Source organism: Nostoc flagelliforme FACHB-838 (assembly GCF_014698065.1).
GTDB classification, from domain to species: domain Bacteria; phylum Cyanobacteriota; class Cyanobacteriia; order Cyanobacteriales; family Nostocaceae; genus Nostoc; species Nostoc flagelliforme_B.
In genome coordinates this window covers 80618-102313 of the sequence record NZ_JACJSI010000002.1, presented here as the reverse complement: position 1 = coordinate 102313, position 21696 = coordinate 80618, and the positions used below count along the sequence as shown (strand labels likewise).

Annotated in this window: 20 protein-coding genes and 1 pseudogene; 14 read left to right on the top strand and 7 right to left on the bottom strand. The window is 41.6% G+C overall.

The genetic code is table 11. From position 1 onward, the window contains the following. Positions 1-28 precede the first annotated feature (28 nt). Positions 29-712 carry an iron-sulfur cluster biosynthesis transcriptional regulator SufR gene (gene sufR, locus H6G97_RS01630; RefSeq protein WP_190938990.1) on the bottom strand — a complete coding sequence of 228 codons (684 nt, stop codon included), beginning with the start codon at positions 710-712 and terminating at the stop codon, positions 29-31. Positions 713-966: 254 nt separating this feature from the next. On the opposite strand from sufR, the gene sufB reads away from it, so the two are divergent. From sufB to H6G97_RS01595, 7 genes are all read left to right on the top strand, one after another. Further along, positions 967-2406: a Fe-S cluster assembly protein SufB gene (gene sufB / locus H6G97_RS01625; RefSeq protein ID WP_190938989.1), complete on the top strand. Its 1440-nt coding sequence runs from the start codon at positions 967-969 to the stop codon at positions 2404-2406. A 107-nt stretch (positions 2407-2513) separates the two neighbouring features. Further along, a complete protein-coding gene (gene sufC, locus H6G97_RS01620) occupies positions 2514-3305 on the top strand; it encodes a Fe-S cluster assembly ATPase SufC (protein WP_190939067.1) in 792 nt (263 codons plus the stop codon). Further along, positions 3305-4696, top strand: coding sequence for a Fe-S cluster assembly protein SufD (gene sufD / locus H6G97_RS01615; protein WP_190938988.1), 1392 nt, complete (start codon positions 3305-3307; stop codon positions 4694-4696). Before sufC ends, sufD begins: the two co-directional genes overlap by 1 nt. A 14-nt stretch (positions 4697-4710) precedes the next feature. Further along, positions 4711-5973 (top strand): cysteine desulfurase, encoded by a 1263-nt coding sequence (locus H6G97_RS01610; protein WP_190938987.1) that lies wholly within the window; start codon positions 4711-4713, stop codon positions 5971-5973. Positions 5974-6078: 105 nt separating this feature from the next. Further along, a complete protein-coding gene (locus H6G97_RS01605) occupies positions 6079-6678 on the top strand; it encodes a hypothetical protein (protein WP_190939066.1) in 600 nt (199 codons plus the stop codon). A gap of 108 nt (positions 6679-6786) precedes the next feature. Continuing rightward, on the top strand, positions 6787-7419 hold the full coding sequence (locus H6G97_RS01600) for a Uma2 family endonuclease (RefSeq protein WP_190939065.1): 633 nt from the start codon (positions 6787-6789) through the stop codon (positions 7417-7419). Between the two features lie 51 nt (positions 7420-7470). Then, positions 7471-8103, top strand: a complete 633-nt coding sequence (locus H6G97_RS01595) for a Uma2 family endonuclease (RefSeq protein WP_190938986.1) — start codon at positions 7471-7473, stop codon at positions 8101-8103. On the opposite strand, the gene H6G97_RS01590 is transcribed toward H6G97_RS01595, so the two are convergent. Next, positions 8104-8973 (bottom strand): HNH endonuclease, encoded by an 870-nt coding sequence (locus tag H6G97_RS01590; protein ID WP_190938985.1) that lies wholly within the window; start codon positions 8971-8973, stop codon positions 8104-8106. 465 nt (positions 8974-9438) lie between these two features. Here H6G97_RS01590 and H6G97_RS01585 point away from each other — a divergent pair, with 465 nt between their 5' ends. Continuing rightward, positions 9439-9657: an addiction module protein gene (locus tag H6G97_RS01585; protein ID WP_190938984.1), complete on the top strand. Its 219-nt coding sequence runs from the start codon at positions 9439-9441 to the stop codon at positions 9655-9657. A 36-nt stretch (positions 9658-9693) separates the two neighbouring features. Here H6G97_RS01585 and H6G97_RS01580 read toward each other — a convergent pair. Continuing rightward, positions 9694-10134 (bottom strand): annotated as a pseudogene (locus H6G97_RS01580) (Uma2 family endonuclease); the annotation flags it as partial. A gap of 96 nt (positions 10135-10230) precedes the next feature. Here H6G97_RS01580 and H6G97_RS01575 point away from each other — a divergent pair. The 4 genes from H6G97_RS01575 (at position 10231) to H6G97_RS01560 (ending at position 16455) form a co-directional block, all read left to right on the top strand. After that, positions 10231-11805: a CPBP family intramembrane glutamic endopeptidase gene (locus tag H6G97_RS01575; protein WP_190938983.1), complete on the top strand. Its 1575-nt coding sequence runs from the start codon at positions 10231-10233 to the stop codon at positions 11803-11805. Positions 11806-12308: 503 nt separating this feature from the next. Next, positions 12309-12584: a TM2 domain-containing protein gene (locus H6G97_RS01570; RefSeq protein WP_100900662.1), complete on the top strand. Its 276-nt coding sequence runs from the start codon at positions 12309-12311 to the stop codon at positions 12582-12584. A gap of 718 nt (positions 12585-13302) precedes the next feature. Continuing rightward, complete coding sequence (locus tag H6G97_RS01565) at positions 13303-15729, top strand: heavy metal translocating P-type ATPase (RefSeq protein WP_190938982.1); 2427 nt, start codon at positions 13303-13305, stop codon at positions 15727-15729. 285 nt (positions 15730-16014) lie between these two features. Continuing rightward, complete coding sequence (locus tag H6G97_RS01560) at positions 16015-16455, top strand: FHA domain-containing protein (RefSeq protein ID WP_190938981.1); 441 nt, start codon at positions 16015-16017, stop codon at positions 16453-16455. 71 nt (positions 16456-16526) lie between these two features. Here H6G97_RS01560 and H6G97_RS01555 read toward each other — a convergent pair whose 3' ends face one another. After that, positions 16527-16874 carry a hypothetical protein gene (locus H6G97_RS01555; protein WP_190938980.1) on the bottom strand — a complete coding sequence of 116 codons (348 nt, stop codon included), beginning with the start codon at positions 16872-16874 and terminating at the stop codon, positions 16527-16529. A gap of 182 nt (positions 16875-17056) precedes the next feature. Here H6G97_RS01555 and thyD point away from each other — a divergent pair, with 182 nt between their 5' ends. Further along, positions 17057-17977, top strand: a complete 921-nt coding sequence (thyD, locus tag H6G97_RS01550) for a thylakoid membrane protein ThyD (RefSeq protein ID WP_190938979.1) — start codon at positions 17057-17059, stop codon at positions 17975-17977. Positions 17978-18030: 53 nt separating this feature from the next. Here the strand turns inward: thyD and H6G97_RS01545 are convergent, their stop codons facing one another. The 3 genes from H6G97_RS01545 to H6G97_RS01535 form a co-directional block, all read right to left on the bottom strand. Beyond that, on the bottom strand, positions 18031-18276 hold the full coding sequence (locus H6G97_RS01545; RefSeq protein ID WP_190938978.1) for a hypothetical protein: 246 nt from the start codon (positions 18274-18276) through the stop codon (positions 18031-18033). 203 nt (positions 18277-18479) lie between these two features. Then, complete coding sequence (locus tag H6G97_RS01540; protein WP_190938977.1) at positions 18480-18902, bottom strand: tetratricopeptide repeat protein; 423 nt, start codon at positions 18900-18902, stop codon at positions 18480-18482. An 86-nt stretch (positions 18903-18988) separates the two neighbouring features. Further along, a complete protein-coding gene (locus tag H6G97_RS01535; RefSeq protein ID WP_190938976.1) occupies positions 18989-19345 on the bottom strand; it encodes an iron-sulfur cluster assembly accessory protein in 357 nt (118 codons plus the stop codon). Positions 19346-19812: 467 nt separating this feature from the next. Between H6G97_RS01535 and H6G97_RS01530 the strand changes: the two genes are divergently transcribed. Next, positions 19813-21441 (top strand): DUF6930 domain-containing protein, encoded by a 1629-nt coding sequence (locus H6G97_RS01530; protein WP_190938975.1) that lies wholly within the window; start codon positions 19813-19815, stop codon positions 21439-21441. Positions 21442-21696 lie beyond the last annotated feature (255 nt).

Sequence of the window (21696 nt, the reverse complement as noted above, 5' to 3'; positions counted from 1 at the left end):
CATTAGTTATTAAAAAAAAGACTAAGGACTAATGACGAATTTGTACCAAATAGCCACAACGATGTTCGCCATCAATAATCCAGTGGGTGCGTTCTACGGTACAATCGGGTAAGACGGCTGCAAACATTTCTAATTCGTGACCACAGATGCTCGGGAAAGACTCGGCAACGTTGGAAATGGCGCAGTTATGCTCCATTAAGATAAAGCGATCGCTCTCAAATGAGTCATTCACATGAACAGGGTGACACTCTGCCATGAAGCCTTCCGCTTTTCTCAACTCTACTAAGTTGGCTACACGTTCTCGCAGTGAACCGTTACCCACGCGATTGCGGTATTCTTTGGCTTTGCGCTGCCACTGTTTCTCTAAAATCGATTTAAATTGGTCGTGTCCTACCGTTTCGGCTAAGGTGTCTAGCAACGAAACCGCAAAATTTCCGCTTGCATCACCAAAGCGATCGCTCATTGTTCGATGCAAGCGATCGCGTCCTTGACGACTCAATTCATAAAGGTGCTGCGGCCGCCCCATTCCCGCCGCCTGCACTGATGTCGAATACAAAACTAGCTCCTCCGTCTCCAAATCTTTGAGATGGCGACGAATCGCTTGGGGGGTAACGTCTAAAACTTCAGCTAGCTCCAAAGCCGTTGCTTTTTCGTGTTTGTGCAGATATTCTAGGATATCTTGCTTGGTTGAGGACTGGTGGGTAGTCGCCATCTTCATGTAGTGCGAGACGTTCAGCGAACGCCCCAAAAATTAATTTCTTTCAAAATTTGACTTTGACAACATTGTTGTTGTTAATTTAGCGTAAAATGAAGATAGATTAAACAACATAGCTGTTGTTTTACTCTCCACCACTATTCTAGCAGCCGTGTAACCATTCCGTAACGGTAGATGGGAATCGGCTAAAGAAACCCCGTCTCCCATCCTTATAGAGAGATTCAAGTTCCGAACACGAGAGATTATTACTGATGAGTGCCACTGTCAAAACCTTAGTCAACCAACCCTACAAGTACGGCTTTGTCACGGACATTGAGGCCGACACTATTCCGCGTGGACTAGACGAGGACGTTATCCGCTTGATCTCCTCTAAGAAGAACGAGCCGCAGTTCATGCTGGACTTTCGCCTCAGAGCTTATCGCCAGTGGCAAAAAATGACGGAACCAACTTGGACGAATGTCAAGTATCCGCCAATAAATTATCAGGATATCATTTACTATTCAGCGCCGAAACGTAAGAAAGAAAAACTAAACAGCTTGGATGAAGTTGATCCAACCCTTTTAGAAACTTTTGAGAAGTTAGGCATTTCTCTATCTGAACAGAAGCGGCTGGCAAATGTCGCCGTTGATGCAATTTTTGATAGCGTTTCTGTCGCCACTACATTTAAAGAAAAGCTAGCGGAAGATGGCGTTATTTTCTGTTCGTTTTCGGAAGCGTTGCAAGAACACCCAGAACTAATTAAAAAATATTTGGGTAGCGTTGTTCCCATCGCTGACAATTATTTTGCCGCCTTGAACGCTGCTGTATTTAGCGATGGTTCTTTTGTCTATATTCCTAAAGGCGTAAAATGCCCAATGGAGCTGTCTACCTACTTCCGCATCAACTCTGGTGACACGGGACAATTTGAGCGGACTTTGATTGTCGCCGAAGAAGGTAGTTATGTCTCTTACCTCGAAGGTTGCACCGCACCGATGTATGACAGCAACCAATTGCACGCCGCAGTTGTGGAACTTGTCGCCCTCGACAACGCCGAAATTAAATACTCCACTGTGCAAAACTGGTACGCTGGTGATGCCAACGGGAAAGGCGGTATTTACAATTTTGTCACCAAGCGCGGTTTGTGTCAGGGCGTAAATTCCAAGATTTCCTGGACTCAAGTAGAAACAGGTTCAGCAATTACTTGGAAATATCCTAGCTGTGTGTTGGTGGGTGATAACTCTGTGGGTGAGTTTTACTCGGTGGCGCTGACAAATCATCAGCAGCAAGCTGATACAGGTAGTAAAATGATTCACGTAGGTAAGAATACCCGCAGTACAATTATTTCTAAAGGAATCTCCGCAGGTAATTCTAGTAATAGCTACCGGGGTTTGGTGAAAGTCAATCCAACAGCGAAAGGGGCGAGAAATTATTCTCAGTGTGACTCAATGCTGATTGGGGATAATGCCCATGCCAACACTTTCCCTTATATTCAGGTGCAAAATAACGGTGCAAAGGTGGAGCATGAAGCTTCTACTTCTAAGATTGGGGAAGATCAGTTATTCTACTTTGCTCAACGGGGTATTTCTTCAGAAGATGCTATTTCAATGATGATTAGCGGCTTCTGTAAGGATGTTTTCAATCAGCTACCGATGGAGTTTGCTGTGGAAGCTGATAAGTTGTTGAGTTTGAAGTTGGAAGGCAGTGTCGGATAAATGGAAGCAAGGATAAACACAGAGACATCGGCGTTCTGTGTTTATCTTTTGGAAGAATGACGAACCGCAGAGGCGCAGAGAGCGCAGAGAAAGAGAAGGGAGAGAAGATGATTATTGAAAATAGTGAAGTTGTGCTGTCAGTACGGAATCTGACGGCTAATGTTGATGGGACACCGATTTTGAAAGGTGTGAATCTTGAGGTGCGATCGGGTGAAATTCATGCGATTATGGGGCCGAATGGTTCTGGTAAGAGTACTTTTTCTAAGGTGTTGGCTGGGCATCCGGCGTATGAGGTGACTGGCGGTGAGGTGATTTTTCAAGGGCAAAATTTGTTGGAGTTGGAGCCGGAGGAACGCGCCAGAAGTGGTGTATTTTTGGCGTTTCAGTATCCGTTAGAAATTCCGGGTGTGAGCAATTTGGATTTCTTGCGGGTGGCATACAATTCTCGTCGGAAGGCGCAAGGTTTAGAAGAAATAGACGCTTTTGATTTTGACGATTTGATTGAGGAAAAGCTGGATGTGGTGAAGATGAATCCCAGTTTTCTCAGTCGGAGTTTGAATGAAGGGTTTTCTGGTGGTGAAAAAAAGCGGAATGAAATTCTGCAAATGGCGTTGCTGGAACCAAAGTTAGGAATTTTGGATGAAACTGACTCGGGTTTAGATATTGACGCGCTCAGAATTGTGGCGAATGGGGTAAATCAACTGGCAACTCCAGAAAATTCTACAATTTTGATTACCCACTACCAACGATTACTCGATTATATTGTGCCAGATTTTGTCCATGTGATGGCACAAGGGCAGATTATTACGAGTGGTGGTAAAGAACTGGCGCTGCAATTAGAGTCTCGCGGTTATGACTGGGTGCTAGAAGAATTTGCAGCTGCTGAGGTGGGTGTGTAATGAATATTCAAGTATTTCCTAGCCCAATACCTAATTCAAATGCAGTCAGTTTGATATCGATGTTAGATAGAGATGATTATCTAACGGGATTGTTAAATCAAGTAACGGCAACAAAAACAGAAGGGTGGCTACAGGAATTACGCCAAAGTGCTGCTAATTGGGTACGCCACTCGATTATCCCGACTACCCGCGAGGAAGAATGGCGATTTACTGATTTGTCGTCTCTGCGGCAAATTCAATTTAATTTTCAGCCAGGCGAGATATCAAATGCAGAGGGTACACCTTTATCGCTGCCAGAAGCACTAAAAAGTCGTTTAGTGTTTGTTAATGGCAAATTTGCACCTACTTTATCTGCAATTGCCAACTTACCACCTGGCGTTAAGGTGAGTAATTTAGCTAGCTTGTCTGCGGATAATCGTGAGCATTTAAAACAGTATTTAGCTCAAACAGAAGGAGCGCAAGAAGTATTTACCGCGCTCAATACTGCTGGCATAAATGATGTAGCGGTAGTGTGGGTTTCCAAAAATGTAGAAGTGGAAACGCCAATTCATTTACAGTTCGTAACTGTGGCTGAACCTTCAATTTTTTCTTTACCGCGTTGTTTGGTAGTAGCTGAGGCTGGAAGCAGTCTTATTTTAGTTGAAGAGTATACAACTCCTTCAGGTCTTGTAGGCAATTTTGTAGAGAATACCACACCAGAATTTGTTGGCTTTACTAACGCAGTAACGGAAATTTGGCTGGGAGAGAATGCTCAGGTAAATCACACTCGCATTCAATGCGAGTATCTGGCCGATTTTCATATAGGTAAAACTGCTGTAACCCAAGCTCGTGATAGTCGATATACTTGTCATGCCATAACTTTAGGTGCAAAGTTGTCGCGGCACAATTTGGAGATTTTGCAAACTGGCGAGCAGACACAAACTACTCTCAATGGGTTGACGATAATTTCTGGTAAGCAATTGTCTGATACTCACAGTGCGATCGCACTCAACTATCCCCACGGTACAAGTGACCAATTGCATAAATGTATTGTAGGCGATCGCGCTCATGCGGTGTTCAATGGTAAAGTTTTTGTACCCAAACCAGCGCAGTTAACAAATGCATCCCAGTTGAATCGCAATTTGCTGCTATCGTCGAAAGCCAGAGTTGATACCAAACCCCAATTGGAAATTACTGCCGATAATGTCAAATGCGCTCACGGTGCTACTGTTAGCCAATTAGAAGATGACGAAATATTCTATCTGCAAAGTCGGGGAATTGATGAAAACGATGCTCGGAAGTTGTTAATTAACGCCTTCGCTGCTGAAGTTATCAACCAAATACCGATTCCCTCTCTGCGAGAAATCCTTTTAAACACAGTGAATAATCTCAAGTCCCTGACTAATGAGTAATAACTAATCTACCAATGACTTTTACTCCTACCAAAACCCTTGCTGATAAAGTTCGCGCTGACTTCCCGATCTTGCATCAGGAAGTCAATGAGAAACCCTTGGTTTATCTCGATAATGCCGCGACATCGCAAAAGCCTTTATTCGTATTAAATACCCTACGGGATTATTACGAGCAATATAATGCTAACGTGCATCGAGGTGCCCATTCTCTGAGTGCTAAAGCTACTGATGCTTATGAAGGTGCTAGAGATAAAGTTGCCAAATTCATTAATGCTGCATCGCGTCAAGAAATTGTCTACACCCGCAACGCAAGTGAGGCGATTAACCTAATAGCTTATAGCTGGGGAATGAATAATTTGCAGCCTGGGGATGAAATTATTCTGTCGGTGATGGAACACCACAGTAATATTGTGCCTTGGCAATTGGTGGCGCAAAAAACGGGTGCAGTACTTAAATTTGTAGAATTAACACCAGAAGAAACTTTTGATTTGGAACAGTTTAAAAAGCTGATTTCTGAAAAAACAAAGTTAGTGTCGGTGGTGCATATTTCTAATGCTTTGGGTTGCATTAATCCAGTTGAAGAAATTGGTGCGATCGCTCACAAATACGGTGCTAAATTTTTAGTTGACGCTTGCCAAAGTGTTCCCCATTTGCCTGTGGATGTACAGAAAATAGATTGTGATTGGTTGGTAGCTTCCGGTCATAAAATGTGCGCTCCAACTGGGATAGGATTTCTATATGGCAAGTTAGAATTGTTAGAATCAATGCCACCCTTTTTTGGTGGTGGTGAGATGATTGCAGAGGTGTATTTAGACCATTCCACTTATGCAGAATTACCGCATAAATTTGAAGCTGGGACACCTGCAATTGGGGAAGCGATCGCACTTGGTGCTGCGATCGATTATCTTAGCAGTATCGGCATGGATAAAATCCACGCCTACGAAGCAGAATTAACCGCTTATTTGTTCCAACAATTAGAGCAAATTCCCCAAATTAGAATTTACGGCCCCAAACCAAATGTAAAAGGTGAAGGTAGAGCTGCTCTTGCGTCATTCACCGCCGGGGAAGTTCACGCTAACGACTTATCTACATTATTAGATCAAGAAGGTGTTGCTATCCGTTCTGGACACCACTGCACACAACCATTACACCGTTATTTAGGTCTTGCTGCAACCGCACGAGCAAGTCTATCTTTCTATAACACCCGCGAGGAAATTGATATTTTCATCAAAGCACTGAAAGAAACTCTCGACTTTTTTGCAGGTTTCCTTGCTTAAAGTTACAAAATATTCAGATAGTGATTGTGCCAAATATCAGCAACATATCTTGCTAATAGTTGGCACAATTTAATTATGTGGAATGTATTTACAGGAGCAACTAAAGTGTCATACAGTGACTTTACTTTAGATAGAGTTAGAAAAACCTTTGGCTTAACTATTTCTGATAAAACTGATATATTTGCATCTGTACATGAAGTAGAGTGCCCACCATTACTTGCAGAAGTATTGCGGGAAAATGTACCTTTAGCTCTTGCTAGTAATACTGAAAAATCACGTTCAGAGATGATTATTGCGCCTATTTTAATTGCTGTAAGGAAATATTTAAATAATCAAATAAGTTTATTTTCTGGTATCGATTTTACAGTTGATTCGGCACAAGGTTTAAATGGAAATTGCGATTTTATTATTAGCCGTTCACCAGAGTTACTAATTCTGAACGCACCAGTCGTCACAATTGTAGAAGCTAAGAAAGAAAATATCAATGCAGGATTAGGTCAGTGTGTAGCAGAGATGTTAGCAGCTAAATTGTTTAATGAACGTGAGGGTAATAACATTCAGGCAATTTATGGAACTGTCACCACTGGAACTACCTGGAAATTTTTGAAGCTCATGGGACAAGTGATGGAAATTGACTTGAGCGAGTATTATATTAATGATATAGGTAAAATTATCGGGATTTTATCTAACATCCTGACAGAATAAGTATTTTAACTAATTCTAGGGATTCCTTAAGTTTTGTGGCAAGGGTCTAAATCCCAGTTACAAATCTTAATTACGAATTACGAATTACGAATTACGAATTATTTTAATATGCTTGTCAAGTCAACGCCTGCGGAACAAAGAACAGTCCTACACAACGTTAGCTGGGAAACCTTTGAAGCCTTGCTGAGAGATACAGGTGAGGACAGAGGCTCAAGGTTTGCTTACGACTGCGGTGTTTTAGAAATCATGACTCCACTTTTTGAACACGAAAATCCTAAAATTCAGTTTGACCGATTGATATTCGCTTTAGCAGTGGAATTAAAAACTAAAATTAGAAGTGCTGGTTCTACAACATTAAAACGTAAAACAATAACAAAGGGAATAGAACCCGATACTTGCTATTATATTCAAAATGAGCCAGCAATTAGAGGTAAGCAAGAATTAGATTTAAAAATAGACCCAGCACCGGATTTAGCAGTTGAAATTGATATTACTAGCAGCTCTGTTAATAAGCTTAATATTTATGCGGCTTTAGGTGTAGCAGAATTATGGAGATATGACGGTGAAGTTTTAAAATTTTATCAACTAGTAGCAAGCAAATATATTGAAATTCAGTCGAGTATCGCTTTCCCTTTAATTTCTGTTAGTGATATGAATAGATTTATCCAGCAAAGTAAAACTATGGATGAAATTAATTTGGTGCAATCCTTTCGCGCCTGGGTGCAGGGGAAGATAGCTTAAAATTATGAATTAATTACGAATTACAAATTACGAATTACGAATTATTTTAATATGCTTGTCAAGTCAAAGGTTGGTGAACAAAGAACAGTGCTACATAACATTAGCTGGGAAACCTTTGAAGCCTTGTTGAAAGATACAGGTGAAGATAGAGGCTCTCGGTTTGCTTATGACTGCGGTGTTTTAGAAATCATGACTCCACTTTTTGAACATGAAAACTCCAAAAGTAATTTTGGTAATTTTATTATTGCTTTAGCTGAAGAATTAGGAATTGAAGTGAGAAGTGCTGGTTCAACAACATTGAAGCGGAAAATATTAAAGCGGGGAATAGAACCAGATACTTGCTACTATATCCAGAATGAACTAGCTATTAGGGGTAAGCAAACTTTAGATTTAGAAAATGACCCGCCGCCTGACTTAGCAATTGAGATTGACATTACCAGTAGTTCAGTTAACAAATTGGGGATTTATTCAGCGTTGGGTGTAACTGAACTTTGGAGATATGATGGGCAAAATTTAAAGTTTTATCAGTTGATAGAAGGGCAATATGTCGAGTGTAAGTTTAGTATTGCCTTTCCTATAGTTTCAGTGAGTGAGATAAGCAGATTTATTGAGCAGAGTAAATGTATAGGTGAAATTGCTTTGCTCAAATCTTTTCGCGCTTGGGTCAAGGAGAAAATAAGATAGTTATTTATAAATTATGAAATAATCCTTCCCATTAATTTTTACAAGACGTTTATTGTTCTCTTTATCTTTAATTGGTTCTACTTGGGCATAATGTAGCATTCTATGATGATTGGGGCATAAAATAACAACATTATTTTCGTTTTGCGAACCTTCTTGAGATAAAGGAATTAAATGATGTCCTTCCGAATAAAAACCTCCATTGTTTTTTGAAAATGTAAATCCACAATTTTCAAATTGGCAGCAATTATTGTATTTATTTTTAATGTTTAATATTATCTCTTGATCCCTTTTTATTCTTTGTATAATAACTTCCTCCCTTTCATTCTCTAAATGTGGCTCATGCTCAAAAATATTATTTTTGATTTGTTGATACTCTATTGTATTAATTTTTTCTAAAATTTCTTTAATTTCATCTTCTTTTTTGCAACAAATAGTTTGATTGCAATTAGGTTTTTGAAGCTTTTTATTAAAATATTTTAATTCTAAAGGCTCACCTAAAATATTATTACAATTCCATTTGCCTATAACAGCACGCTCTTTTGTATTATCTATTCGTTGAGTTATATTAGTATTTGCAAAACACCACCACAATTTGTCTTCAAAATGAGTTATCCATAAAGTATTTTCATCAGATGAATAGAAATTGCTAATTTCCTTACGACGACGTGTGATTTTTTTATTATCAAAATATTTATTTAATTCTTGGTCAGCTTCACTCCATTGATTCTTTGACTTACACTCAAGACAAAGTTGATGAGATACTTCTATGTGTCCTAAACGAATAGTATTATCTGTATAAATGCAATCTTTACGCCATTTGTTACCTGGCCCAAGATTTATATATAAAATTTTATTGGGAGTAATTTTCATCAATCTGCTCTCTTAGTCAAAATTTATAGAAAAATTGAGGTGGCAGACGTAGTATTTCCAAGCAAATAAAAACTAAATAAAAAACAAGGATACATTTTATGTCTGACAACTCAATCAAATCTGTCATAACATATAAAATTGATTGTGCAAATGCTAATGCTACGCAAAAAAGATTCCTATAAGCAAGCTAGGATAGCTTTGAGCAAACAGGGACTAGCTGCTAGAACACCGATTCAGTAATAAAAAACGAGACTGAGACATCCAATTTTTACGCCTTTTAAAACCAACTTTTCCTTGTGGCAACCCAAACAAACCGGGCTTTTTCGTCATAACTCGGAATACTGAATCAGTGTTCTAGAACATTTCCCGAATCAGATAAAATTGATGCTTTACTTTATTGGTAATAAGACAAGTAATTTATAATCTAAAATAAGATTATATTGAGCAAGTACATTAATAACAACTATGCACCCCATATTAAAAGTCAATATTTCCGAACTAAGTGTATCTGAACGTATACAGCTTGCCGAGGACTTATGGGACAGCATTCTTACCACACCGGATAAACTTCCTCTCAATGATGAGCAAAAACAAGAATTAGATAGACGCTTGGAGATGCATTGCCATAAAAATCAAGGTTCAACATGGCAATCCGTGAAGCAAAGACTAGGTTTATCTCAATGAACTATTAGTTAATAAAAGCGATCGCACCCCACAAAATCAACTCAAGGAATCTGGATCTATCCCCAACCTTCGCAATTCTTCTGCCAGTCTTTTAGCGCGTTGTTCAGCAGTGGTAGCGCGTTCTTCGGCTGCTGTAGCTCGTTCTTCTGGTGTTAAATATCTGACTCCTTGTTTGTCATACCAATACAACTAATCCCGCGTAATTCCCTGATAAGTCCCCCGTTCATAACCAATTGCTAAACCTATCTCTGATAACCAAACGAGATTTCCTGGCTGCAATACATATTCACCATTTATAAAGCGATAAACTTCTAAAGGTGGTTTTCTCCGACGTTGGGGATTGTAGACAACATAATACAAAATCTCCATCTCAGTATAAAGTTTCTTTTTGCTGGTATATTCTCCACGCCGTCTGTGAGAAACAACTTCTAATGCCATAATCGGCATCACCTTTTCTTCCCACAACACATATTGCAAACTTATAATATTGATGATATCTATCCACCTCTGACTTTTTATTGCGATAATTCCCAAGGGGGACGCGCTCTCCATTGGCTAGTAAAAGAGGGATAGATGACACTCAAGCGATTAGTTTTAATTTTTATACTGACGCCGATAGCAGTTCTGTTGGCAGTTTCGGCTTTATTCAGTAGTTGGCAAGAACCTCAGTTCCAAAGTCGCCTAGAACTATACCAAACCAATATTGCTCTACAAGCCCAAGCTTGGCAATCAGAAGACAGCAGCGATGACAATCTCCAGGCGGTTCAGGAAGCGATACTTGGTGAGCAACCCCTGGAGGGCGCCACAAAGCAGTATCAAGAGGCGCGTCAATCAGTTGCAGCTAATTTAGACAAAGTTAACAATAAACTTACACAGTTACACTCTCAAACTGAAATAACTCCCATACCTCCGAAACCTTTACCGGATGTTCCTCCCACTACTAAAACTTCTAAACAGGGACAGCAACAATTACAGCAATCCCTCAAGCAACTCCAAAAATTACAGGCGGAATTAGACTTGCGCCTGGGAATTTTACAAGCACAGCAAGGAAAAACGGATACAGCCCTCAAAACTTGGAGCGAATTACAACAACGCTCAGATATCAATCCAGAGTTTGGAGAAACCGCAGATGTATTGAGTGGACTGTGGAGCAATCCTCCCCGTCTGCTCCAAAATTCTCAAGAACGGATTCAGAAGAATTTAGAAGGTTGGTTTCGCTCTACTGCTTTGGTTCAGCTATACCAACTCCAGCAACGACAAGACGCTTTATCAGCAGTTAAAGCTGCACAACAAGAATCTGCTGCTCAAGCGGTGATCAAATTAGCAGTTATTGGCACTATCCCCACCTTGGCAGCTTTAATTGGTCTAATACTGCTGATTTTCTTATTTGCTCAACGCTTGTTAAAAGGAAAAACCTCGTTACTAGCTCAAAATGCTGATGTCCCTTGGTCAACACCTTGGGATGGTGAAACGATTTTACAGGTTTTTATCGTCGGCTTTTTCTTCATGGGGCAAATTTTTGTCCCTATATTGCTATCGCTGCTCCCCATTCCTCGTCCTGTGGGTGATGTGCGACTTCAGGCTTTTTATGTTCTAGTGAGTTACTTACTGGTAGCATCGGGTGCGCTGTTAGTCCTGTATTTTTCTCTCAAGCGCTTTTTTCCATTACCAGAATTTTGGTTTCGCTTCCATTTTCAAGATAAGTGGTTTTTGTGGGGACTGGGAGGCTATTGCGCGGCTTTACCTATAGTTGTGGTGGTATCTTTGATTAATCAACAGCTATGGCAAGGACAGGGTGGTAGTAACCCCCTGTTGCAACTAGCGCTGGAAAGCCAAGACGGTATAGCACTTGGCATATTTTTCTCCACAGCTGCGATCGCAGCTCCATTTTTTGAAGAGATTCTGTTTCGCGGCTTTTTGTTACCCTCTCTGACTCGCTACTTACCCGTGTGGGGAGCGATTCTGATTAGTAGTTTGTTGTTTGCGATCGCTCACCTCAGCTTGTCAGAAATTCTTCCCCTGACTGCATTGGGGATTGTCTTAGGAGTAGTTTACACGCGATCGCGCAACCTCCTTGCTCCCATGCTCCTTCACAGCCTCTGGAATAGTGGTACATTATTAAGTCTATTTGTCTTAGGTAGTAATTAGCACCATTAAATTACTGTTGCCAAAAGAATGAATATCTGATTTTATCTGCATAAGTAAGAACAATTAACTAGTTATATCTCCTCATTGGTGCGATGGCGTTTCATGCCTCGTGGAAGGGATGTCTACGACAGGCTACGCTTATGCAAAAAAATCCGGAAATAATACTGATGGACTTGTAAAAAGTGGTGTAGCAGTTTTCGCTTATTCTTGAGGTTCATTTCTCTCAAGAGAAATGTCTTACTTAAAAATCTGCAAAATTGCCACACTAGGGTTTGCGATCGTCAAATCTACCAAAGGTTATTAAGGAGCGCCAGATTTTCCGGCATAGCTGGAAGACATTTTAACGTACCCTCTGGAATAGAAGTACGCTGATTTTGGCTACTTATCTTGGGGCTTACTTGTACTTAAAAAATTAAAAATATATGTATTAAGCAAGTAAATGTATTTGCTTTGATTACAATAAAAACTTTATTTTTATACCTTACTTATCAAGGAGTAGCACTATGTCAAATCTCAACCCCAGTCACCCTACCAAACAACTTCTAGCTGGTTACTGTGCCATTATCCTTGGAGGATTTGGGGTTCATAAATTTATTCTAGGATACGCTCCAGAAGGCTTTATCATGTTGGTGATTTCTGTAGTCGGAGGTTCTTTTACCTACGGTATTGCCTTGTTAATTATGCTACTTGTAGGCTTAATTGAAGGCATGATTTACTTGAATAAGCCCCCTGAAGAATTTGTAAATACCTACTTTGTGAATAAGCAGGGCTGGTTCTAGTGTAAGAAGCCAGTTCATGCTGGAGACAGATTATATTTCTTTTTATAAGAAGAATTCACAACTCACAAGTCAGAATTCAGTATGAATCCTGTACGAGTGGGTGATAGCGTAGCCTCTTCTCTTCTTAGGCTGCGCCAACGAGTCCGTGTCCCTTGCGCGTCTGGTGAGAGCGTCTGAATATTGGTTAATACCAATTCGCAATTCGCAATTAAGAAACTTAAATGCAGCAAAACTTTCCTGATTTATATTTGTTGCCTTATTTGGAAAAAATGGTATAAAACCGTACTTTATCCTACTACGCGCTTTCGCCCCTAGTGGGCAAAACTAGTATTAAATATTCTCGCTTAAACTTCTATCCCTTTATGGGTAGAGAATTCTGTATTCTGACTTCTGATTTATTGATATGCTCATTTTCAAACCTAAACAGCTTAACTGGGTAATATTTTTCTTGTTGGGCATAGGGTATTTCAGCGTTATGTCTCATTTGGAAATCAACTATTTCTTAAAAAGCCTGATTGCGATCATGCCGATGCAAGTAGTAGCTATTATTTATGTGACTTATTTACGCTGGAGCCGTCATTGACCCTTAGCGAGATACGAAAAATTAAGAAATTTAATAGGGTTGACATACAGTCGTAGTTCCATATTTCGCCTACGCTCAAATTAGAGACGCTTTTACTCAGGCGTTGAATTTCTGTAGCGAATCTAAACACTTGCCATGCAACTTGTCCCAAAAACTAAGCTAGCCCCAGAATTTGACCCAATCCTAGAGAAAATTATTCTCGATGTTGGGGGTATGAAGTGTGCGGGGTGTGTGAATGCAGTAGAGCGACAGCTAACCCAACATCCAGGAGTTAAGAGTGCCTGTGTGAACCTGGCCACAGAGGTAGCGGTTGTAGAGTCAGAAACTGGTGCGGTAGATGCAGATGCACTAGCACAGAGATTAACAGCCGTTGGATTCCCGACTCAATCCCGAAAACCTAATGGTACAGTAGCAGGCGAGATATCTACCTTACCAGACCCAGCAGAACGACAACGCCAAGAAATGCGCTCTTCTGTTAGGCAGTTAGCGATCGCTGCGATCTTACTATTATTGTCGGGAAGTGGACATTTTGGTAATCTTGGTAGCTCAGTGCTACCAGTGCTAAATAACATCTGGTTTCACTGTGGATTGGCGACAGTAGCCCTATTAATTCCCGGCCGCCCGATTATAGTAGATGGCTGGCTGGGCTGGCGGCGAAATGCGCCTAACATGAACACCCTGGTGGGATTAGGAACGCTGACAGCCTACGTTGCTAGTTTAGTAGCGCTGCTCTTTCCCAAAATGGGTTGGGAGTGCTTCTTTGACGAACCAGTAATGATGCTGGGCTTTATTCTCTTAGGAAGGACATTAGAGCAACAAGCTAGAGGTCGTGCTGCTGCCGCATTTAGGAAATTACTAGCACTCCAGCCACAGGTAGCACGATTGATTGCCAAACCAGAGAAAGGAGGAATGGGATCTTCTAGCGTAGAGATTCCCGCTGAACAGGTACGTGTTGGTGAATGGGTACAAGTACTGCCAGGTGATAAAATTCCTGTCGATGGTGAAGTGGTGGTTGGTAAAACAACGGTGGATGAATCCATGTTGACTGGGGAAGCCGTGCCAGTAATCAAGCAACCAGGCGATATGGTGACAGGAGGGACGCTAAACCAGTCAGGAGCGATCGCTATTCAAACAACCCGTACTGGAAGTGATACAACTTTAGCTCGAATTGTCGCCCTAGTAGAAGCCGCCCAAACTCGAAAAGCCCCAGTACAGAAATTAGCAGATACAGTAGCTGGTTACTTTACCTACGGGGTGCTGACAGCATCTGTATTAACATTTGTCTTTTGGTACTTTTTCGGTACTCACATCTGGGCTGATGTCAGCATGTCTGGTGGGATGGAAATGATGAGCCATGCTACACATGAAACTCCCCACTCCCCTTTATTAATTAGTTTAAAACTAGCGATCGCAGTTATGGTAGTCGCCTGTCCCTGTGCTTTAGGGCTTGCCACACCAACAGCCATTCTTGTCGGGACTGCTATGGGCGCAGAACGGGGTCTGTTAATCAAAGGCGGCGACGTTTTAGAAAAAGTACACCAGTTAAACACCATAGTCTTTGATAAAACCGGCACTTTGACCACAGGTAATCCCATCGTTACAGATTGTCTGTTAATTGAGGAAATGGGGAGTAAGGAACCCCACTCCCCACTCCCTACTCCCTACTCCCTCATCCAACTAGCAGCAGCCGTAGAAAGCGGTACTCACCACCCCCTAGCAAAAGCGATTCAGCAAGAAGCAGAGCAGCAACAGTTATCTATTCCAGAGGCTGTGGACTTTCACACCGAACCAGGACTAGGAGTGTCTGCTGTCGTAGAGGGCAAAGTTGTATTGTTGGGTAACTGGGACTGGTTGAGTTGGCACGGCATTGCTATTAACGAAACTGCACAACAGGTAGCACAGGATTTGGCAACAGATGGTAAAACAGTCGTTTGCGTAGCAGTTGGGGGAACTTTAGCCGGGTTAATTGCTGTTTCTGATACCCTCAGACCAGATGCTCAATCCACCGTAGACAAGTTACGTCAGATGGGCTTACGGGTAATGCTGCTCAGTGGCGATCGTCAAGAAGCAGCTAATGCCATAGCCAAACAACTAGGATTAGATAGTGCTGATGTCATAGCAGGTGTTCCCCCAGCCAAAAAAGCGGCTGCAATACAGTCTCTCCAGTTAGAAGGGACAAAAGTAACTCCCCACTCAGTAGTCGCAATGGTAGGAGATGGAATCAACGATGCTCCAGCTTTATCCCAGGCAGATGTGGGAATTGCTTTACACTCCGGGACAGATGTGGCAATGGAAACTGCTGAAATTGTCTTAATGCGCGATCGCTTAAACGATGTCGTCGAATCTATTCAGCTTAGTCGCGCTACTTTCAACAAAATCCGCCAAAATTTATTCTGGGCTTTTGCATATAATACAGTTGGGATACCTTTAGCAGCAGGCGTTTTGTTCCCTAGCCTGGGTTTTGTCCTTAACCCATCTGGTGCTGCTGCATTAATGGCTTTTAGCTCTGTTAGCGTCGTCACAAACTCAATATTATTACGGCGATTAGCTCATCACTCGTAGAATACTTTTTTACACCTAAAATTTCCAAGCATAAATCTTGGTTATTCCTATCTCAAGTTAAACTGAGTCGCCCCGTCAGGTTTTAGGTAGCCCACAAAGCTTCTTCAGACATTTGACAAAGCTATCTAGCTACTGGAGTAGAACGGCCATGTTCTACTCTTTCAAGGTATTATGCAATTTTAAAGCTTATTTAGATCACCACCACAAACTTATGGTGCGCGAAAATAGCAGGATACGATACTAAAAAAATTTTAAGTAAAAAATCACAGTTTCACCGATTTGTCAATGGCAGCAGAAACCAATGAAAACCATCTACTGATTATTGAAGACGATCAAGGTCGCAAAGAATTTTCTCTGGAGCACCCCGTCTACTCTATCGGTAGAGATCGCGAATGTAATATCCGTTTAATGTCGCAGTTTGTCTCCCGCCGCCATGCCACATTAGTAAGATTGCCACGAGAGCATAATAGTCATAGCTACTATTATCGAATTGTAGATGGCGATGCTAAAGGTAAGCCTAGTTCCAATGGTTTAATGATTAATGGACGCAAGATACCAGCCCACGATCTCAGAAATGAAGACGAGATCGTTTTTGGCCCTCAAGTACGTGCCATTTATTACCTTTTAAGAAACACTCAGCGTTTGGGACAAACGGATTCGAGTGAATACGACATTACACTAATAAACCCCGGTATGGCCGAGGATTTAGAGGATATGGAAGAGTGAATCTTAACTACCAATCACAATCTGACATTCCCACAACTTCAAGCCGTGGGAGTGTAATTAAATCACCAAAGCTATCCTGCAAGACTTTCAATTAAATGCCAATGGCGGCTACTTTCAATAGCCTGCTTGATTAATTCAAACATTTGTCGGCAGTAATTATCTAGGTAGAGCGGTAATTCTTCATTTTTAATCACAATAGTCATCCGGGTTTCCGTTTCAGTAGATTTTGATTTATCAATCAGTACTTCTACTGTCACCAATTTAGGAAAAGCAACATTGCCAGGAACCTCACGGCCAATAATGTACTCAGCCGTGTGGTATTGAATATCCAACTGACAATCCTGTAGAAGTTCTACAAGTAACGGCTGGAGATGTTCACTAGGAACAGAAACAATAAATGAACAGGTATAGCGAGCCATAATAGCCCCACGCCTTGCAACACTCCGTCCATCCTATAATACCGAAGTATCTAAACGGAAAGTCATTCAAAAAGCAAAGTTTTTGAAATCAGGCATTTACATCTGTTCTATCCATAAGGAAAGTGCCGTAAGCTGAAAGTTTGATCAAAAACTTTACAATAAAGGTTTGGCTGAGGTAGAAAATGAAAGTCGCAATTACTGGAGCAACAGGATTTGTCGGTAATCTTTTGGTACAACGACTCCACGGAGAAAGTCATAAAATAGTGGTATTAACTCGGAATACTGCTCTTGCTCAAAAGGTTTTTCCATCTGGGGCTTTCCCAAATCTAGAAATTGTTTCCTATACACCAAATGCTTCTGGTTCTTGGCAAAGTGTCATCGCTAGTTGTGATGGCGTAGTTAATCTGGCAGGAGAACCCATTGGTGAAGGACGCTGGACACCAGAACGCAAACAAGAAATCCTCAATAGCCGGAAGCTAGGTACACAAAAAATAGTTGAAGCAATAACCAACGCTAACCCCAAACCAACTGTGTTAATTAACGCTTCGGCTATTGGCTACTACGGCACCAGTGAAACGGCAACCTTTGATGAAACAAGTCTATCTGGTAACGATTTTCTCGCCCAAGTCTGCCAAGCCTGGGAAGCAGAAGCGAGAAAGGTACAAGATGCTGGTGTGCGGTTGGTAATTCTGCGTTTTGGGATTGTTTTAGGTAATGGTGGCGTTTTAGGTAAGATGATTCCGCCTTTTAAACTCTTCGCTGGTGGGCCTATTGGCAGTGGGCATCAGTGGTTTTCATGGATTCACGTAGACGACTTAGTTAGCTTAATTGTGCAAGCTTTAACTAAACCGGAAATAGAAGATGTATATAATGCCACTGCCCCGAACCCAGTCAAAATGGCAGATTTAAGCCAAACTCTGGGACAAGTCATGAATCGCCCTTCTTGGTTGCCTGTTCCTGCTTTTGCAATTGAAGCTCTTTTAGGAGACGGGGCTATAGTAGTTTTAGAAGGTCAGAAAGTCATCCCCAAGCGCACGCTGGAGACAGGCTTTGAGTACAAATACCCAAATTTGCAATCAGCGCTAACACAAATTCTTAATTAAAAGGGAGTGGGGAGATTAGGAAGATGCGGTTAAACCAATCCCCCATACCCAATCTATTGACTAGAGAGAAATTTTCTGGAAACCCAGCTGATAATACCGCTGAGAATGGCACCGCCCATGAGAATGCCGATCGCTGGATTAAAAACGGGTTGCCACAGTTTATGCCACAAATCCAAACCCAGGTTTACTCCTGCCGCATCACCGATCGCTGCGATCGCTAGCCAAGCAAAGCCAAAGAAAACCAAAAAAACATCCGCGACTAAAACCATGTTTAGCCAATTTAATAATTTATCTTTCATGATTGGAATGGGGAATTTGTATTAGGGACTTCCAAATAAAAAAATATCCTATCGCGGTGTAGGCAGGGGGGCTATTAGCTGGGGGCAGGGGGAGAAAGAAAAACTTAACAAAAAACAAGGTAGAGAAGAAAGAGACCATTCAATAATTTTTCCTTGTCCCCTTGTCCCCTTGTCCCTAGTCCCTACTCCACAGCCCCCATCTTCTACCCTTCAAATAACCAATTTTTGACTTTTGTCAAACTTTTCCAATCTGGTTTTCTACTTAAACCGTCTTCAATACTATTTTTTATTTCATCACTCCATTCTTCATTGACAAAAATTAATTGTTGTGCAATGTCAATGTGTTCCCGCAAACCTTTTTGGCCTGTTTCTAGCATTGCTAAGGCGAGATTTATTCTTGCCTGGGGATCTTGTGGATTTAACTTGACTGCCTTCTGTCCAGCTTTGTAAGCTAAGTTGGGTTTGTTATCGAGTAGATACAACCAGGCTAAACAAACCCAAGCAGCACTAGTTTTAGGAGCGCGATCGCACACTTCTTTAAACACAGGGATTAAAGATTCTACCGATTCTCCAGCTTTATAGCGTTCTAAACCTGTATCAAACAGGGATTCAACTGTTTGAGTCATAGTAAATTAATCATGAGTCATTAGTCGTTGGTCATTTGTCATTTGTCTTTAGTCCAATGACAACGAACAAATGACAAATGACAATATTACACCCCAAATGACTTGCCGCAACCACAAGTTTGGTTAGCATTGGGGTTAGTGAATTGGAAACCACCGCCAATCATGGCATCACTGTAATCGAGCATTAAACCGTAGAGGTATAAAAGGCTCTTGCGATCGCTGACAATTTTGAAGCCATCATAGTCAAAAACTTCATCCTGAGGGGTGATCTTGCTAGTGTCTTCAAAGTCCATCATGTAAGACATCCCAGAACAGCCACCCTGACGTACTCCTACCCGTAAGCAGAAGTCGGTGCCTTGCTTGTCCCGGAGGGATTTTACCTGGTGCAATGCGGATTCGCTCAACAGAATTCCGCGTTGTTGAGACTGAATTGCTTGTGTCATCTGCTTTTTCAACTCCTTAATTTAGTCTAAGCGTTACCCTGTATCGGCTGATTAATGCCTGTGGGTTGACGATCTAAAATCCTACCCATAGCTAACTTTTTCTTTTTGGAACAAAGCTGGAAGCGTCGGTGGCATCCAGTTCACAAGCTAAACGACTGTTCTAGCCGCTATGAGTATCGAAGTTTTTAAAACTTCTGTGTTTTTGTATTCATTCTAGCGGCTTAGATGCCGCTAGATGCCAAATTGTAAACACTCCGTCAAAAGCAGCCAAAAATTTTTATTCTAGAATTGATAGACTCTGTGTGTTTATACATTCGGTATTCTTGAAGTTCCAGCCTTGCGGCAACCTGAGAAGCAACCACCCTTCAGGTGCAGCCATAAAAATTTCATTTTTCATTCGAGGCTAGATTTAATCCGAGGCTAGCTATTCCCCAAAGTTTACTTCCAAATTGCTTTCTTTGATCTCTATGACAAGTTTTAATCGCTCTACCAGTCGTCGGTTGAAGAAATTAGCTCAAATTCCTTCTGTATGGGAGGGCGATCGCCGTCCGTTGTCATCACCAAGCCAGTACTCAGACTCAGAGTCTAAGGGAGAATGCATTCTTTGGGTAGATTACTCCCAGGGTATTGTTCGAGGAATGGATGTCGTAGCTTCAGAGATCGGCCCAGAAGCAATCGTTCGCACCTTAATGCAAGCAATGGAGCATCCCCAAAGTCCGGCAAGACCTGCCAGACCCCAAAGAATTGTAGTCAAAGACCGCGAAATCCAATTTTACCTGCGGGGAGTACTGCAAGATTTAGATATCGCCATTGACTATGCACCAGAACTGCCTTTAATTGATGAACTATTTCGTGGATTTGCCGACATCCTCGATAGTCAAACTCCCGACTTACCGCCACAGTATGCCCAAATCCTGCGAGAGAAAGCATTTGCGATTTGGCAAGCAGCACCTTGGGAATTTTTGGAAGAACAGCAAATTTTGTCAATCGAGATTAATAAGTGGGATGTTGGCACACTCTACGCTTCAGTTATGGGAATGCTGGGAATGGAGTATGGAATTTTGTTTTATCGCTCAGAAGAGTCTTTAAAACAGTTTCGCGCCGCAGTTTTAACAGATGAAGAATCAACGGAGCATCTAGAAGAAGCCTTTCTTAAACAAGATTGCCTGTTTCTCACTTTTGAGAGTGTTGACGAAAGCAGTGAAGATGAGGATGAAGAAGGTGATTTGGCGGATCTGCCATTATCAGAAATTGACCCCACTTTCGGTAATATCCACCCCTTAGAAGGACTAAGGTCTGTTTTATATGACGAAGAAGCACTGGTAATGTTGGTGGCGATCGAAAGTCTGAGCCGCTTTGTTCGCGATCACCGTCGCCAACTTCATGAAGATATCTTCCCTAGCCTTAGCCGTCGCTATCGCATTTCTCTGCCGCAGTCTGAAGAATCAACTAAATCTCTGCCTGTGACAGTCTCTACCATGCCGCAGCTAGCCACAGAATTAGAGGAAATGGCAAGCTTTGATCTCGATGAGCAGGAAATTGACAATGTTGATTTCCAACCATTGCAAGATGACTTGATACCAGAGGATTCCTTTCTCAGCTTAGGTGTAGTGTCCTGGGAAATGTTGGAGTCCCTACGAAAGGGAGTCAGCTACCATGAGGCTGGTGAAATCAAGCAAGTGGGTGACGGTTTGCCAGTGATTTTAATTCAAACTTCCCGGCCCAAGGCTAAAACTGTAATTGAAAGAATTGAAACAGCAGGCGGACTGAGAGCAATTTGCTTTAACCCTGGTACCGATCCCTTCGACGGCGATCGCTACGACCTAGGTTTATTACAAACTCAGAATGGCGAATTATTCCTATTTGGTGAATTTCTAGATGCAGATCCTATTCATGTAGAAGCCCGAAAAAAATGGAATCAACGGTGTAAAAATACTAAGGGCTACTGTGGCTTAATCATTGCTAAAGGGCTAACGGGAGCCTCGCGTGGCAATCCTCAGTTAAAAGATATGATGGCTTTGTTTGAAGCGCGATCGCTTCCACCTAAAGATTTAGGTCTTGGCACTCTTCAACTGATGCCCCAACTTAAATTTTGAATAGTTGCATGAATTGCCACAATCCTCAATCTCAACTTGTGGGAATAAGAAATTAAGTTGATGTGTATCTAATTTTAGATATTGACTGAAACTGTATTATGCAAAGGTAAATGGGAAGATTTTACCCCTCTTCTCTTTACCAATGAGCATTGAGTGAAGGAAAAATTACTCAGAATTTTCGCCTCTGTATATGCCCGCCCCATCTCTTGTAGGCAGTCTATCAACCGGAAGCGGAGCGTCTGCGGCTTTGCTCAA